Annotated in this window: 13 protein-coding genes; 5 read left to right on the top strand and 8 right to left on the bottom strand. The window is 67.7% G+C overall.

Going from position 1 to position 13279, the window contains the following annotated elements:
* Window positions 1-4: 4 nt before the first annotated feature.
* The 3 genes from ligD to ABIE41_RS04585 are packed head-to-tail and all read right to left on the bottom strand — an operon-like array spanning window position 5 to window position 3835.
* Window positions 5-2686: a DNA ligase D gene (gene ligD / locus ABIE41_RS04575; protein ID WP_192643609.1), complete on the bottom strand. Its 2682-nt coding sequence runs from the start codon at window positions 2684-2686 to the stop codon at window positions 5-7.
* 19 nt (window positions 2687-2705) lie between these two features.
* The gene (gene ku / locus ABIE41_RS04580; protein ID WP_192643610.1) at window positions 2706-3611 is read right to left on the bottom strand and encodes a non-homologous end joining protein Ku; all 906 of its coding nucleotides are present in this window, start codon (window positions 3609-3611) and stop codon (window positions 2706-2708) included.
* Window positions 3611-3835, bottom strand: coding sequence for a hypothetical protein (locus ABIE41_RS04585; protein ID WP_354191777.1), 225 nt, complete (start codon window positions 3833-3835; stop codon window positions 3611-3613). Before ABIE41_RS04585 ends, ku begins: the two co-directional genes overlap by 1 nt.
* Before the next feature lie 225 nt (window positions 3836-4060).
* Here ABIE41_RS04585 and rpsO point away from each other — a divergent pair, with 225 nt between their 5' ends.
* The 3 genes from rpsO (at window position 4061) to ABIE41_RS04600 (ending at window position 7598) form a co-directional block, all read left to right on the top strand.
* Window positions 4061-4330, top strand: a complete 270-nt coding sequence (gene rpsO / locus ABIE41_RS04590; protein WP_069053202.1) for a 30S ribosomal protein S15 — start codon at window positions 4061-4063, stop codon at window positions 4328-4330.
* Between the two features lie 266 nt (window positions 4331-4596).
* Window positions 4597-6765 carry a polyribonucleotide nucleotidyltransferase gene (gene pnp, locus ABIE41_RS04595; RefSeq protein ID WP_192643612.1) on the top strand — a complete coding sequence of 723 codons (2169 nt, stop codon included), beginning with the start codon at window positions 4597-4599 and terminating at the stop codon, window positions 6763-6765.
* A gap of 197 nt (window positions 6766-6962) precedes the next feature.
* The gene (locus tag ABIE41_RS04600; RefSeq protein WP_192643613.1) at window positions 6963-7598 is read left to right on the top strand and encodes a pyridoxamine 5'-phosphate oxidase family protein; all 636 of its coding nucleotides are present in this window, start codon (window positions 6963-6965) and stop codon (window positions 7596-7598) included.
* A gap of 123 nt (window positions 7599-7721) precedes the next feature.
* Here the strand turns inward: ABIE41_RS04600 and ABIE41_RS04605 are convergent, their stop codons facing one another.
* The 5 genes from ABIE41_RS04605 to ABIE41_RS04625 form a co-directional block, all read right to left on the bottom strand.
* Window positions 7722-8720, bottom strand: coding sequence for an adenosine kinase (locus ABIE41_RS04605; protein WP_192643614.1), 999 nt, complete (start codon window positions 8718-8720; stop codon window positions 7722-7724).
* A gap of 85 nt (window positions 8721-8805) precedes the next feature.
* Complete coding sequence (locus tag ABIE41_RS04610; protein ID WP_192643615.1) at window positions 8806-9192, bottom strand: helix-turn-helix domain-containing protein; 387 nt, start codon at window positions 9190-9192, stop codon at window positions 8806-8808.
* Window positions 9189-9752: a Smr/MutS family protein gene (locus tag ABIE41_RS04615; protein ID WP_192643616.1), complete on the bottom strand. Its 564-nt coding sequence runs from the start codon at window positions 9750-9752 to the stop codon at window positions 9189-9191. The genes ABIE41_RS04610 and ABIE41_RS04615 overlap by 4 nt, the downstream gene beginning before the upstream one ends.
* Window positions 9753-9754: 2 nt before the next feature.
* Complete coding sequence (gene mltA / locus ABIE41_RS04620) at window positions 9755-10933, bottom strand: murein transglycosylase A (RefSeq protein ID WP_192643617.1); 1179 nt, start codon at window positions 10931-10933, stop codon at window positions 9755-9757.
* Window positions 10930-11658, bottom strand: coding sequence for a Tim44/TimA family putative adaptor protein (locus tag ABIE41_RS04625; RefSeq protein WP_192643618.1), 729 nt, complete (start codon window positions 11656-11658; stop codon window positions 10930-10932). Before ABIE41_RS04625 ends, mltA begins: the two co-directional genes overlap by 4 nt.
* 242 nt (window positions 11659-11900) lie before the next feature.
* Here ABIE41_RS04625 and secB point away from each other — a divergent pair, with 242 nt between their 5' ends.
* Complete coding sequence (gene secB / locus ABIE41_RS04630) at window positions 11901-12392, top strand: protein-export chaperone SecB (RefSeq protein ID WP_192643619.1); 492 nt, start codon at window positions 11901-11903, stop codon at window positions 12390-12392.
* Window positions 12393-12535: 143 nt separating this feature from the next.
* Complete coding sequence (locus ABIE41_RS04635; RefSeq protein ID WP_192643620.1) at window positions 12536-13279, top strand: TerC family protein; 744 nt, start codon at window positions 12536-12538, stop codon at window positions 13277-13279.

The raw sequence follows: 13279 nt of genomic DNA on the forward strand, positions 1-13279 counted from the left end.
GAATTCAGCCCTTCCCCGTCAGGGGGCGGGCTGAATCGAAGAAGCCGGCCCAGAGATCGGCCGGCGGCCCATCCCTCAGCACGGCCCCGGCGCTGAAGGCGTCGGGGGTGGTGGTCGCCAGATCGTCCCAGGCGATCGGCATCGCCACCGGCGCACCGGGGCGGGCGCGGGTCGAATAGGGCGCGATCGCGGTCGAGCCACGGCCATTGCGCAGATAATCGACGAAGATCTTGCCCTTGCGCGCCTTCTTCGACAGCGTCGCGGTGAAGCGCGACGGCTCGCTGCCGGCCAGGGCCTGGGCAAAATCGCGCGCAAAGCCCTTTACCCGGTCCCAGCCGGCGCGCGCCTTCAAGGGCATCACGACGTGGTAGCCCTTGCCTCCGGATGTCTTCAGCAGGCTTTCGAACCCGATCTCGCTCAGGCGGTCGCGGACGGTCAACGCGGCCTCACGGACGCGCTCGAGCGGCACGCCGGGATCGGGGTCGAGATCGAAGATGATCTGGTCCGGCGTTTCGACGGCCTCGATCGTCGCACCCCAGAGATGGATCTCGACCGTGCCGAGCTGGACCAGCGCCGCCAGCCCGTCGAAATCGCGGATGAAGAGCAACTCCTCGCCATCCTTGTCGCGGATGCGGTGGATCGCCTCGGGCATTCCCGGCATGGCGTGCTTCTGGAAGAAGGAGTGGCCGCCAATGCCGTTCGGCGCCCGGACGAGGCTGAGCGGTCGGTCGATCACATGCGGCGCCATCACCGGCCAGATGGTGGCGTAGTAGTCGAGCAGATCCTGCTTGGTGAAGCCGATATCGGGCCAGAGCGGCTTGTCGGGGCTGCTGAGCTTGACCGAGGTCGCCGCCTTCGGGGCCGCGGGCCTGCTTGTTGACTTCGCCGCAAGGCGCTTCGCCTTGGCCTGACCGGCGGTGGGGCGCGCCTTTGACGTCCTGGTCGGCTCGCGCGGCTGCGCCTGCTCAGCTTTAGCCGTCGCTTTCTGCGGCTGCTCGGCCACCACCTCCTGCGCCGGCTTATCCTCCCGGAGGCCGAGAAAGCTGGCATGGCGCAGCGTTTTCGACCCGGTCCAGGCGCCGAATTCGACCTCCGCGACGAGTTCCGGCTTGACCCAGACGATGCCCTTTTCGCGGCCTGCTGCACCCTCGAAGGGCGATGTCTCGCTCCGGAGCGCGTCGAGGCGCTTTTTCAGCACGGCTGCGGAAGCGCGGGTGAAGCCGGTCCCGACGCGCCCGGCCGGCCTGAGCACGCCTCCCTCGTGATAGGCCGCGACGATCGAACCCAGCTCACGGCCCGAGCCCTTGGAAGGCACATAGCCGGCGATCACGAATTCCTGCCGCAGCGTGCATTTCGACTTCACCCAGTCCCGGCCACGGCCGCTTCGATAGGGCGCGTCGGCGCGCTTGGAAATGACGCCTTCAAGCCCCATGCGGCAGGCATGGCGCAGCATGGTCTGGCCGGGCTCGACGAAATGCTCGCTGTAGCGCAAGGGGCCGGCCTCGTCGGCACCGCGGAGCAGGTCCTCGAGCCGGCCCTTGCGCGCGATCAGCGGGTCGGCACGCAGATCCTGCCCGTCGAGATGCAGCAAGTCGAAGGCGAAGAAGACCAGGACCCCGGGGCGACCCGCGGACAGTGCCTCCTGCAGCGCCCCGAACGAGGAGACCCCGCTTTCGCCGAGGGCGACGACCTCGCCGTCGATCAGGGCCGTTTCGCAGGGCAGGTTGGCGAGCCCCTCGGCAAGCGTCGTGCCGAAACGCTCCGTCCAGTCCAGCCCCGAGCGGGTCAGGAGACGCACGGCACCGTTCTCGATGCGGGCCTGAAGACGGTAGCCGTCGAACTTGACCTCGTGGAGCCAGCGCTCGCCGGCCGGAGGCTTCTCCTGCAGCGTCGCTAGGCAGGGCGGCACGAAATCTGGCAGGGCATCGCGCTGCGGCGCCTTGGGAGTGGTCTTGCGAGCCGTCTTGGGAGCTGTGTTGGACTTTGCGGCGCGCGAGGCCTTCGGGGCCGGCTTGGCCTGCGGCTGCCGGCCGGCGTCGCTGACGTCGTTCGTGCCCGGCCGCTTCGTCTTGCCCCAGACTCGCGGCTCTGACGCCTTGCCGGCGGCGATGTCCTCGATACTCAGCCCCGACGCGACCGAGTTCGGCGCGGTTTCGAGAATGTCCCCGTCGGGCCTCGCGGCCGCGTCATCGACCTTGATCAGCAGCCAGTTGTCGCGCTTTTCCCCCCGGCGCGGCTTCAGACGCACGAGATGCCATTGCCCGGCGAGCTTGTGGCCCTCGAGCATGAAGGAGAGATGGCCCTTTTCGAGGCCGAAGGCGGGATCGCCTTCCGGGACCCAGCGCCCCTCGTCCCAGACGATGACGGAGCCGGCGCCGTATTGCCCCTCGGGGATGGTGCCCTCGAAGCTGCCATATTCGAGCGGGTGATCCTCGACATGGACGGCGAGGCGCTTCTCGTCGGGATCGAGGCTCGGCCCGCGCGTCACCGCCCAGGACCAGAGCACGCCGTCATGTTCGAGCCGGAGATCGTAATGCAGGCGCCGGGCGGCATGCTTGTGGACGACGAATGCGCCGCCATGGGCCTTGCGCGCCTGGGCCTTGCCCGATTTGCCTTGCCGGGCTCCCTCCGGCTCGCCGGTGCGGCTGAAGTCCCGCTTGGCACGATAAAGGTCGAGGCCAGCCATTCGACGCGCTCCCGGCCGCTCAGGCGCTCTTCTTCGTCCTGGCGGGCTTGGCAGCCGATTTGGCGCGCGCGGACGATTTCGCGGGCGCCGGCTCGTCGGCGGCCTTCTTGCCCTTGCTCGGGGCGGGTTTGCCCGCGCCGGCCCCGTCGTCTCCGGCGAGGCTCTTCTTCAGCGCCTCGAACAGGTTGACGACATTGGCAGGCCGCTCGGCCGCCTGCACCACGGGCGGCTTCTTGCCCTTCTGCTTGGCCTGGATGAGCTCCAGCAGGGCGCTCTCGTAACGGTCCTCGAAGCCCGACGGGTCGAAGGCGGCCTGCTTCTTGTCGATGATGTGGGTGGCGAGGTCGATCAGCTCTGAATCGATCTTGGGCTTGCCCAGATCGCTGAAGATCTCGTCGGGTTTCCGCACCGTCTTGTCGTAGCGCAACGTCGTCAGCAGCAGGCCCTTGTCGAAGGGCTCGATCATCACCGGGCGCTCGCGGCGATAGAGCACGATGCGGGCGATGCCAGCCTTCTTCTGCCGCGCCATCGCCTCGCGGATGACCGCGAAGGCCTCCTCCGAGACGTCGTCGGAGGGGGTCACGTAATAAGGCGTGTCGAAATAGATCTGCGGGATGTCGGCGCGGTCGACGAAATGCTCGATCGAGAGGGTGTGTGAGGATTCGATCTGGACGGCGTCGATCTCGTCCTCCTCGACCAGCAGATACTCGTCGTCGCCGATCTCGTAGCCTTTGACCTCGTCGTCGTCCTCGACCGGCTTGCCGGTGACGCCGTCGACATATTGCCGCTTCACGGTATGGCCGGTCTTGCGGTTGATGATGCGGAAGGAGACCTTCTCGCTGTGGTCGGTGGTGCCGGTCAGCTCGACGGCGCAGGAAACGAGCGACAGCTTGAGATAGCCCTTCCAGGCGGGACGCGGCGCCATCAGGCGGCCCTCGCCGCGAGATGCGGCCGGCGGGACAGTGCCTCGGCGCGCAGGAGATCCTCGCGGGACGGGGCCGGAACAGGATCCTCGAGGATGGCGAGCAGGACCTCGCGGTCGAGCTGGCCGTTGGCGACGACGGCGGCGAGCGCCTCGCGGGTCTGGCGCTCCGCCTGCAGCTGCGCGGCCAGCGCGAGAATGAGGCGATCCTTGTCCGAATTGCGCATGACGCCACACCCCTCCATCGACCAGACTCGTGCAACGGGCGGCTTCCCGACAGGTTCCGCCCGGCGCGCTGGCATTTCCCGCGATTTCGTGTATACCGCCCGCAACCGGCCTCCCCGCCGGCTGCGCGACCCCTCCCCGATGAGGCGGATCGCGGGCTTCGGACCCTGCTGGACGACATCCCGGCTGCGGCCCGCCAGATCAACACCCAACCGAAGGATCACACGATGTCGATCACTGCCGAGCGCAAGACCGCGCTCATGAAAGAGCATGCCACCAAGCCGAACGACACCGGCTCGCCGGAAGTCCAGGTCGCGATCCTCACCGAGCGCATCAACAACCTGACCGGCCACTTCAAGTCCCACACCAAGGACAACCACTCCCGTCGCGGCCTGCTCAAGATGGTCTCGCAGCGCCGCTCGCTGCTCGACTACCTGAAGAGCAAGAGCGAGCCGCGCTACCGCTCGCTGATCGAGAAGCTCGGCATCCGCCGCTGATCGACCGCTGACGCCAACGCCCGGTGCGGTTCCGCTCCGGGCGCTTTCGTTAAAGGGGTTCGCCGCAATGGTGCGGCACCGACCCCTCTCCAACGCGGCAGCCGCATGGGGCGGCCTGCCGCATGACCCGCCGGGCGCCTCTCGCCCATGGCAGGATCGCCGAGCGCTCGGGCGCGGATCGTGACCGTCCGGAACCGAGCGCTTCGCCGTCTTGCCCATGGGCTTGGGACGCGAAGGCGGGTCGCATCCGATCCGAAAGAAAATCCATGTTCGATGTCCAGACCGAAGAACTGATGTGGGGCGGGCGCAAGCTCGTGCTCGAGACCGGCAAGATTGCCCGCCAGGCCGACGCCGCCGTGCTCGCCACCTATGGCGAGACCGTCGTGCTCGCGACCGTCGTCTCCGCCAAATCGCCGAAGCCGGGGATCGATTTCTTCCCGCTGACCGTGAACTACCAGGAAAAGACCTTCGCCGCCGGCCGCATCCCGGGTGGCTATTTCAAGCGCGAAGGCCGCCCGACCGAGAAGGAGACGCTGGTCTCCCGCCTGATCGACCGGCCGATCCGCCCGCTCTTCGTCGAGGGCTACCGCAACGAGACGCAGGTCGTCTGCACCGTGCTGCAGCATGACCTCGAGAACGACCCCGACATCGTCGCGATGGTCGCCGCCTCCGCCGCCCTGACCCTGTCGGGCGTGCCCTTCACCGGCCCGGTCGGTGCCGCCCGCGTCGGCTATTTCGACGGCGCCTACAAGCTCAACCCGCTGGTCGACGAGATCAAGGAGTCGCAGCTCGACCTCGTCGTCGCCGGCACGCCCGACGCCGTCCTGATGGTCGAGTCGGAAGCCAAGCAGCTCTCCGAGGAGATCATGCTCGGCGCCGTGATGTTCGGCCACAAGCACTTCCAGCCGGTGATCGACGCGATCATCCGCCTGGCCGAGAAGGCCGCCAAGGAGCCGCGCGACTACACGCCGGCCGACAACTCCACCGTTCTCGACGCCGTGCTCAAGCTGGTCGACGCCGACATCCGCGCCGCCTACCAGATCCGCACCAAGGCCGAGCGCTACAAGGCTCTCGATGCCGCCAAGGCCAAGGTCGCCTCGCTGATCTCGGAGACCCCGGACGGCGTCACGACCTTCACCAAGGAGCAGGTCGGCAGCCAGTTCAAGGAAGCGCAGGCCAAGGTCGTGCGCTGGATGATCCTGGACGACAGCATCCGCATCGACGGCCGCGACCTCAAGACGGTCCGCAAGATCGTTGCGGAAGCCGGCATCCTGCCGCGCACCCACGGCTCGGCCCTGTTCACCCGTGGCGAGACGCAGGCGCTGGTCGTGACCACGCTGGGCACCGGCGATGACGAGCAGTTCATCGACTCGCTGGAAGGCACCTACAAGGAGACCTTCCTGCTGCACTACAACTTCCCCCCCTATTCGGTGGGTGAAGCCGGCCGCATGGGTTCGCCCGGCCGTCGCGAGATCGGCCATGGCAAGCTCGCCTGGCGCGCCATCCGGCCGATGCTGCCGGCGAAGTCGGAGTTCCCCTACACGATCCGCGTCGTCTCGGAGATCACCGAGTCGAACGGTTCCTCCTCGATGGCCACCGTCTGCGGCACCTCGCTGGCGCTGATGGACGCCGGCGTGCCGCTGAAGGCGCCTGTCGCGGGTATCGCCATGGGCCTGATCCTGGAAGGCGAGCGCTTCGCGGTGCTCTCCGACATCCTGGGTGACGAGGACCATCTCGGCGACATGGACTTCAAGGTCGCCGGCACGGCCGAGGGCATCACCTCGCTGCAGATGGACATCAAGATCGCCGGCATCACCGAGGAGATCATGAAGGTCGCCCTCGACCAGGCCAAGGGCGGACGCGACCACATCCTCAACGAGATGAACAAGGCGCTCGCCACCGCGCGCGGCCAGCTCGGCGAGTATGCCCCGCGCATCGAGACGATGAAGATCCCGGTCGACAAGATCCGCGAAGTCATCGGCTCCGGCGGCAAGGTCATCCGCGAGATCGTTGAGAAGACCGGCGCCAAGGTCAACATCGAGGACGACGGCACCATCAAGATCGCCTCGGCCGACGGCAAGTCGATCGAAGCCGCGATCAAGTGGATCAAGTCGATCGTCTCCGAGGCAGAGCCGGGCATGATCTATGACGGCACCGTCGTGAAGATCATGGAGTTTGGTGCCTTCGTGAACTTCTTCGGCGCCAAGGACGGCCTGGTCCATATCTCGGAGCTGGCCGCCGCCCGCGTCCAGAAGGTCTCGGACGTCGTCAAGGAAGGCGACAAGGTCAAGGTCAAGTTCCTCGGCCAGGACGAGCGCGGCAAGATCCGCCTCTCGATGAAGGTCGTCGACCAGGAGACCGGTGAGGACATCACCGAGAAGCTCAAGGCCCAGCGCGATGCCGAGAAGACCCGCGAGAAGCAGTCGGCCGAGTAAGCCGCAGCTCCTCACGCGATTCACGTGAAACGCGAAGCCCCGCATCTGACGATGCGGGGCTTTTTCGTTGCGGGTGCGTGAACCGGAAAACACGCAGCCTTGGCTGACAGATTGCGAATATTGTCAGTGTGGTGCTGGCCGCCGCGGCGGGATCGTCATAGTCTAGACTTATCGAATGCTGCTCACGGACGCCGGACATGACCGCTCACGCCATCACCTCGCTCGGGCAGCTCATGGCGCTCTACCCCAACCCGGTCGCACCGGCGTCGATCCACAAGGAGATCGACCATGTCGACGAGAACTATGGCGCGCTGATCGCCGCCTCACCGTTTTTCGTGCTCGCAACGAACGGTCCGGACGGCCTGGATTGTTCACCGCGCGGGGATAAGCCGGGCTTTGTCACGGTCCGGGACGCGAAAACGCTGCTGATTCCCGACCGAAGAGGCAATAACCGTCTGGATTCGTTGAAGAATATCCTGTTCGATACGAGAATCGGAATGCTTTTCCTGATCCCCGGTTACGGGGAGACGCTGCGCGTCAACGGAGTCGCGACCCTCTCCGGCGACCCTGGGTTGTGCGCGGGCTTCGCCGTCGCCGGAAAGGCTCCGGCCTGCGTCATCGTTGTCACCGTGGAGAGTGTCTACTTCCAGTGTTCGCGCGCGGTCGTCCGGGCGGAGCTGTGGAATGCCGAGCGGCATGTCGACCGCAGCAAGGTGCCGAGCGCGGGCACGATCCTGCGCGCCATCACAGCGCGGGACGCGGCGGTCGAGATGTTCGATGGTGCGGCTTATGACAAGGCGCTGCCCGAGCGGGTCAAGGCGACGCTGTATTGAACATCCGTCGTCATGCTCGGGCTTGACCCGAGCATCTCATGACAAGTGGGGCGCGGTCACGCGCATCTGGTCCTGCAGGAGATTCTCGGGTCCGCCCGAAGCGCCCGAGAATGACGGCAAGGCTCAGAGCAGCCCTTCGTTCCCCGCCAGCGTCTTCAGGTTAACGTCCGGCCGGGCGCCGACATGGCTGATGATCTCGGCGGCGGCGAGCGCGCCGAGCCGCAGCGAGTCACGGACCTCGCGGCCCGAGGTCAGGCCGAAGAGGAAGCCGGCAGCGAAGAGATCGCCGGCGCCAGTGGCATCGACAACGCGCTCGATCGGAAACACCGGCTCCTCGATCACGCCCTCGGGCGTCACCGCCAGCGCGCCCTTCTCGGAGCGGGTGACGACGGCGAGGATGTTCTCCTGCCGCAGGGCCGCCAGCGCATCCTCAAAGGCTGGCGCCTGGTAGAGGCTCTTCAGTTCGTGCTCATTGGCGAAGACGATGTCGACCATGCGGTTGCGGATCAGCCCGACGAACTCGTCGCGATAGCGGTCGACGCAGAAGGAATCGGACAGGGTGATCGCGACCTTGCCGCCGGCCTTGTGGGCGATCTCGGAGGCCTTGCGGAAGGCGTCCTTGGCGGCCGGCGGATCCCAGAGATAGCCCTCGAGATAGATGATGTCGGCGTTCTCGATCGCCTTCGCATCGACATCGGCGACGCCGAGGCCCTGGCAGGCGCCAAGATAGGTGTTCATCGTGCGCTCGCCATCGGGGGTCACGATGATGAAGGAGCGGGCGGTGGCGGGCCCCTCCGTCGCGGCGGGCGTGTCGAAGGCGACGCCGAGCGAGGCGAGGTCGTGGCGGTAGAGCTTGCCGAGCTCGTCGGCCTTGACCTTGCCGATGAAGGCGCCCTTGCCGCCGAAGGAGGCGAGGCCGGCGATGGTGTTGGCAGCCGAGCCGCCCGAGATGACCTTGCCGGGCCCCATCGCGGCATAGAGGGATTCGGCGCGGGCCTCGTCGATCAGCGCCATCGCGCCCTTGGTCAGGCCGTGCTTCGCCAGAAAGTCCTCTTCCGCCGCCGCGATGACGTCGACGATGGCGTTGCCGAGGGCGAGAACGTCGGTGCGCGTGCTGGTCATGGGATGCCCGTTGCTGTGCGAAAAGGGGATGTCGGAAGGGAATGGCTAGGCTTGGCGGGGCCTGTCGCATCCATGGCGATGCGGGTCAAGGCGCGCCGCCCGCGCGGCCGCGCCGGGCCGCGGCCTCGTCGAGGACATCGCAGAGCCGCGTCAGGTCCTCCGGATCGAGCACGCCGATATCGCGGGCGAGGCGGTTCGCCAGCAGGGTCGCCTCGGGATCGAGGCCGGCAGTGTCGACCGTCACCCGCGGATGCGAGAGATCGGCGAGGCGCACCAGCTCGTCCGCCTCGTCCCAGATGACGCCAAGGACATGAATGACGCCCTGGATCAGGGTGAAGGTCGGGCGGCCGCGTTTGCCGTGCTCGAGGGCCGAGAGATAGGCCGGTGTGACGCCGAGGACGCCCGCCATCTCCGCGAGCGTCATTCCGCGCTCGTCCCTGAGGTCGCGCACGCGCCGTCCGAAGGGCGTCACGGACCGGCATCCCGGGCGCGGCGCAGCCGGACATAGAGCGCGCCCGAGCCGCCATGGCGCTGCTGCGCTTCCTCGAAGCCGACGACGAGCGGGCGCAGATCCGGCAGCCGCAGCCAGTGCGGCACGACCCGGCGCAGCACGCCGCGCTCCTCCCCGAACAGTGTCGTGCCGGCTGCGCCCTTGCCGGTGACGATCAGCGCCAGGCGGGTGCCGCGCCCCTGCTCGCGGCGCAGGAAGGCACGCAGTGCCAGATGCGCCTCGTCCTGCCGCATGCCGTGAAGGTCGATGACGGCCTCGACGCCCTGCTGGCCACGCCGAAGCTGCGTGCGCAGACGGTTCTCCAGCGGCGCCAGCGGCGGCGGGGCGGGTTTGGCGGGGGGTGGACGGCCGAGGGCGACAGCCGCCGCGGGCTGCGGCTCCTTGGGGACAGGGAGCGCCTCGACCGGCGGGGGTTCCGGCTCGACCGGGGCGCGACCCGGCAGCGGCTTCACGGAGCGCGCGACCTGCCGCCAGAGCGCGAGATCGGCCTCCGACAATGTCCGTCCCCGCCGCGACCGCATGCTTAAGGCCCGGGATCGCGCGGCCAGAGGACGATGAAATCGACGGGGTGGCGGATCAGCCCGGCGCGATGGCCGGCCGCTGCCCCCGACCCGACGAAGAGATCCAGCCGCGCCGGGCCCAGAATGGCCGATCCGGTGTCCTGCGCCAGCATCAGCCGCGCCAGCCGCTCCTCGCCGCCGCCTGCGCCCGGAACGGTCGCGTCGATCCAGACCGGCAGGCCATAGGGCCAGATACCCCGGTCGATGGCGATGCTGCGCAGCGGCGTCAGCGGCAGGCCCGCGCCGCCGATCGGCCCGCTTTCGGCCGGAAGGTCGTCGCGGCGGGCGAAGAAGACGAAGGAGCGGTTGAGCCGGATCAGGTCCCGCGCGAAATCCGCATCGGCCTTCAGCCGCGCGATCAGGACGTCCATCGTCATCTGCGCGGGCGGGATGGCCTCGCGCTCACTCAGGACGCGGCCAAGCGAGGTGTAGGCATGGCCGTTGCGGCCGGAATAGACCAGCCGCGTCACGCGGCCGTCCGGCAGGCGGATGCGGCCGGAGCCCTGGACCTGCAGGACAAAGCGATCGACGGGATCGCGCATCCAGAGGATTTCGAGGCCGCGCCCGTCGAGCGCGCCGGTTTCGATCGCCAGACGGTCCGGGAAGGGCTCGAGGCCATTGCCCGTCCGTCGGGCAGCCGACAAGCCGCTATCCAGGCCCGGCCAGTCGTCTCCCGGCATGCGGGTAACCAGTTCCGGCGGTCGGCCATAGAGTGGCGTCGGGAACTCGGCGGAGCGGGTGAGCGAGCCCTCGAACTCGGGTTCGAAATAGCCGGTCATGAAGCCGGTTGCTCCCGGCGCGGAGCGGATCCGCCAGAAGCCGAATTGCGTCTCGAAGAACTGCCTCGCCGCGGCGGCACTGACCGGGCCGGCGGCCTGGAGACGCCCGGCCTGGGCGCAGGCCGAAAGGAGAGCAGCAGGAACGGGGACGGCGGCGCGCAGAGGCGGCTCGGCCTGGCAGCCTGCGGCGAAGAGCGAGAGGACGATGCGATGATCGTCTCCGGCCCAGCCCGGCACCTGGACCGGTGCCAGGGCCTCGGCACGAGCCCCTTGCGGCAGAGGAGGAGGTGTCGTGGCCATCGCGGTCAGGGGTGTCGCGCAGGCCGCGAGCAGCGCCAGTGCGAGACCGGCGCCACGGATCACGCCGCGGATTCGGTCGCGACCAGAAGCCAGTTGGGGTCGCGGCTGCCGAGCTGGCGCGAGAAGGTCCAGATGTCGTTGACCTCGGAGACCGCCTCGGCGCTGCCGTCGACGACATTGCCCTGGGCGTCGCGCGTCACGCTGATGAGCTGCGAGATGAAGGCGATGGTCACCTGGGCGGTCTTGCCCTTGACGTCGACCGCGGTGATGTCGGCCTTGTCGATCGAGACGAAGCTGGACTCGGCCTTCTCGCCACGCTTCTCGCGATCGGTGATGGCCTGCTCGAAGCCTTCATAGACTTCCTTGGCGAGCAGACCCTTCAGCATCTTGCGGTCGCCGCGGGCGAAGGCGGTGACGATCGTCTCATAGGCGGCCTTGGCGCCGCCGAGGAACTCGCGCGGATCGAAGCCCGGCTCCTGCTTGATGACGCTCTCGATGCCGGCGAGGATCGGCGAGCCTTCCGGCGCGATATCCTTGAAGCGGTCGGCCGCGGGTGCGGCTGCAGCCGGATCATTGGCCGCGCCGGGCAGGCGGATGACGTTGTCGCGGCGCGCATCGGCAGGGGCGGCCTGGTCGGGCCGCAGCGGCGGAGTTTCGCGGCGGGAGAACGGATCGGCCGGGGGCTGTTCGCTGCCGGTCTTCTGGCCGAGCACGGAACGCAGCTTCCAGGCGACGAAAACGGCCAGAGCCAGGAAGACCAGAGTCGTCATGTCGAAGGAATTTTGCATCGAAAGCTGACCCGAGCTCCAGTCATATTGCAGGACCAGCATCCCCTCGCGGGAGCGCCGTACGCGTCATATGGGGGACTAGGCTCGTAACATCCACCCCTCGGCTTGTGAAGGCGACTTCTTGTGCGGCGCTTTGGACCATGATAGCCGACGCCCGCGCCATTGCGTGAGTGCAGAGCGCAGTCCAAGGCCTCGGACGGGTGCGGACTTCCCGAGACAGCCAGCCAAAAGCGATGGGACCGATGGCCAACGAATTTCCCAACGGCAACGGTGCCGCAGACGCAGCGCCGAGCATGAGCGCCCTGATCCAGTACACCAAGGATTTCTCCTTCGAGAATCCCAAGGCGCCGCGCGCTCTCGGCCAGCAGGCCGCCCAGGAAGGCCCGCAGATGTCGCTGCAGGTCAATGTCTCCAGCAGCGCGCTCGGCGAGAACGACTACGAGACCGTGCTCCAGCTCGAGGGCAAGGCCGAGCTGAACGGCGAGACGCTGTTCGCCTTCGACCTCAGCTATGGCGGCGTGTTCCGGCTGGTGAACGTGCCGCAGGAGCATATTCACCCCGTGCTGGTGATCGATTGCGCCCGGCTGCTGTTCCCCTTCGCCCGGCAGATCATCGCCGAGGCGGTGCAGAATGGCGGCTTCCCGCCCTTCTATGTCCCGCCGATCGACTTCGCGGCGCTGTATCAGCAGCGCATGCAGGAGTTCCAGGGCCAGCAGGGCGCTCCGCTCGCCTGAGCCGAGACCGAAGCCGAGACGATCGAGGGCCCTGCGGGGCCCTTTTTCGTTGGCCAAGGCCGGGCATTTCCGACGCGTTTCCCTTGCGGGACCACCCACCGCTCGCCATCTCCCCCGAATCCCGACGCGCTGCCGGAGGACCGATGGACTATCTCATGACGCTCGCCGCCGATCCCGCAGTCTGGGCTGCGCTCGGTGCCCTGATCGCCATGGAGGTCGTCCTCGGCATCGACAACCTGATCTTCATCTCGATCCTGACCAACAAGCTCCCGGAGGAGCAGCGCTCGCGCGGGCGCAAGATCGGCATCGGGCTCGCCCTGTTCCTGCGGCTCGCCCTGCTCGGCACGGTCGCGATCATCGTGCAGCTGACGGCGCCGATCTTCTCGGTCTTCGGCAAGGCCTTCTCCTGGCGCGACCTCATCCTGATCGGCGGCGGGCTCTTCCTGGTCTGGAAGGCGACCGTCGAGATCCACCACAAGGTCGATCCCGATCACGGGCCGGACGTGTTCGACGGCGGCCGTGCCGCGACCGTCACCTTCGGCGGCGTGATCTTCCAGATCCTGCTGCTCGACCTGGTCTTCTCGATCGACTCCATCATCACTGCGGTCGGCATGACCGACCACATCCCGGTCATGGTGATCGCCGTGCTCGTCTCCGTCCTGGTCATGCTGCTGGCAGCCGACCCGCTGGCGCTGTTCATCGAGAGGAACCCGACCATCGTGATGCTGGCGCTGGGCTTCCTGCTAATGATCGGCGGGATGCTGATCGCGGAGGGCTTCGGCGCCCATGTGCCCAAGGGCTACATCTACGCGGCGATGGCGTTCTCGGCGATGGTCGAGGCGCTCAACATGCTCTCGCGCCGGGCGATGCGCAGTAAAGGCGACTGA

The organism is Bosea sp. OAE506 (assembly GCF_040546595.1).
GTDB lineage: Bacteria > Pseudomonadota > Alphaproteobacteria > Rhizobiales > Beijerinckiaceae > Allobosea.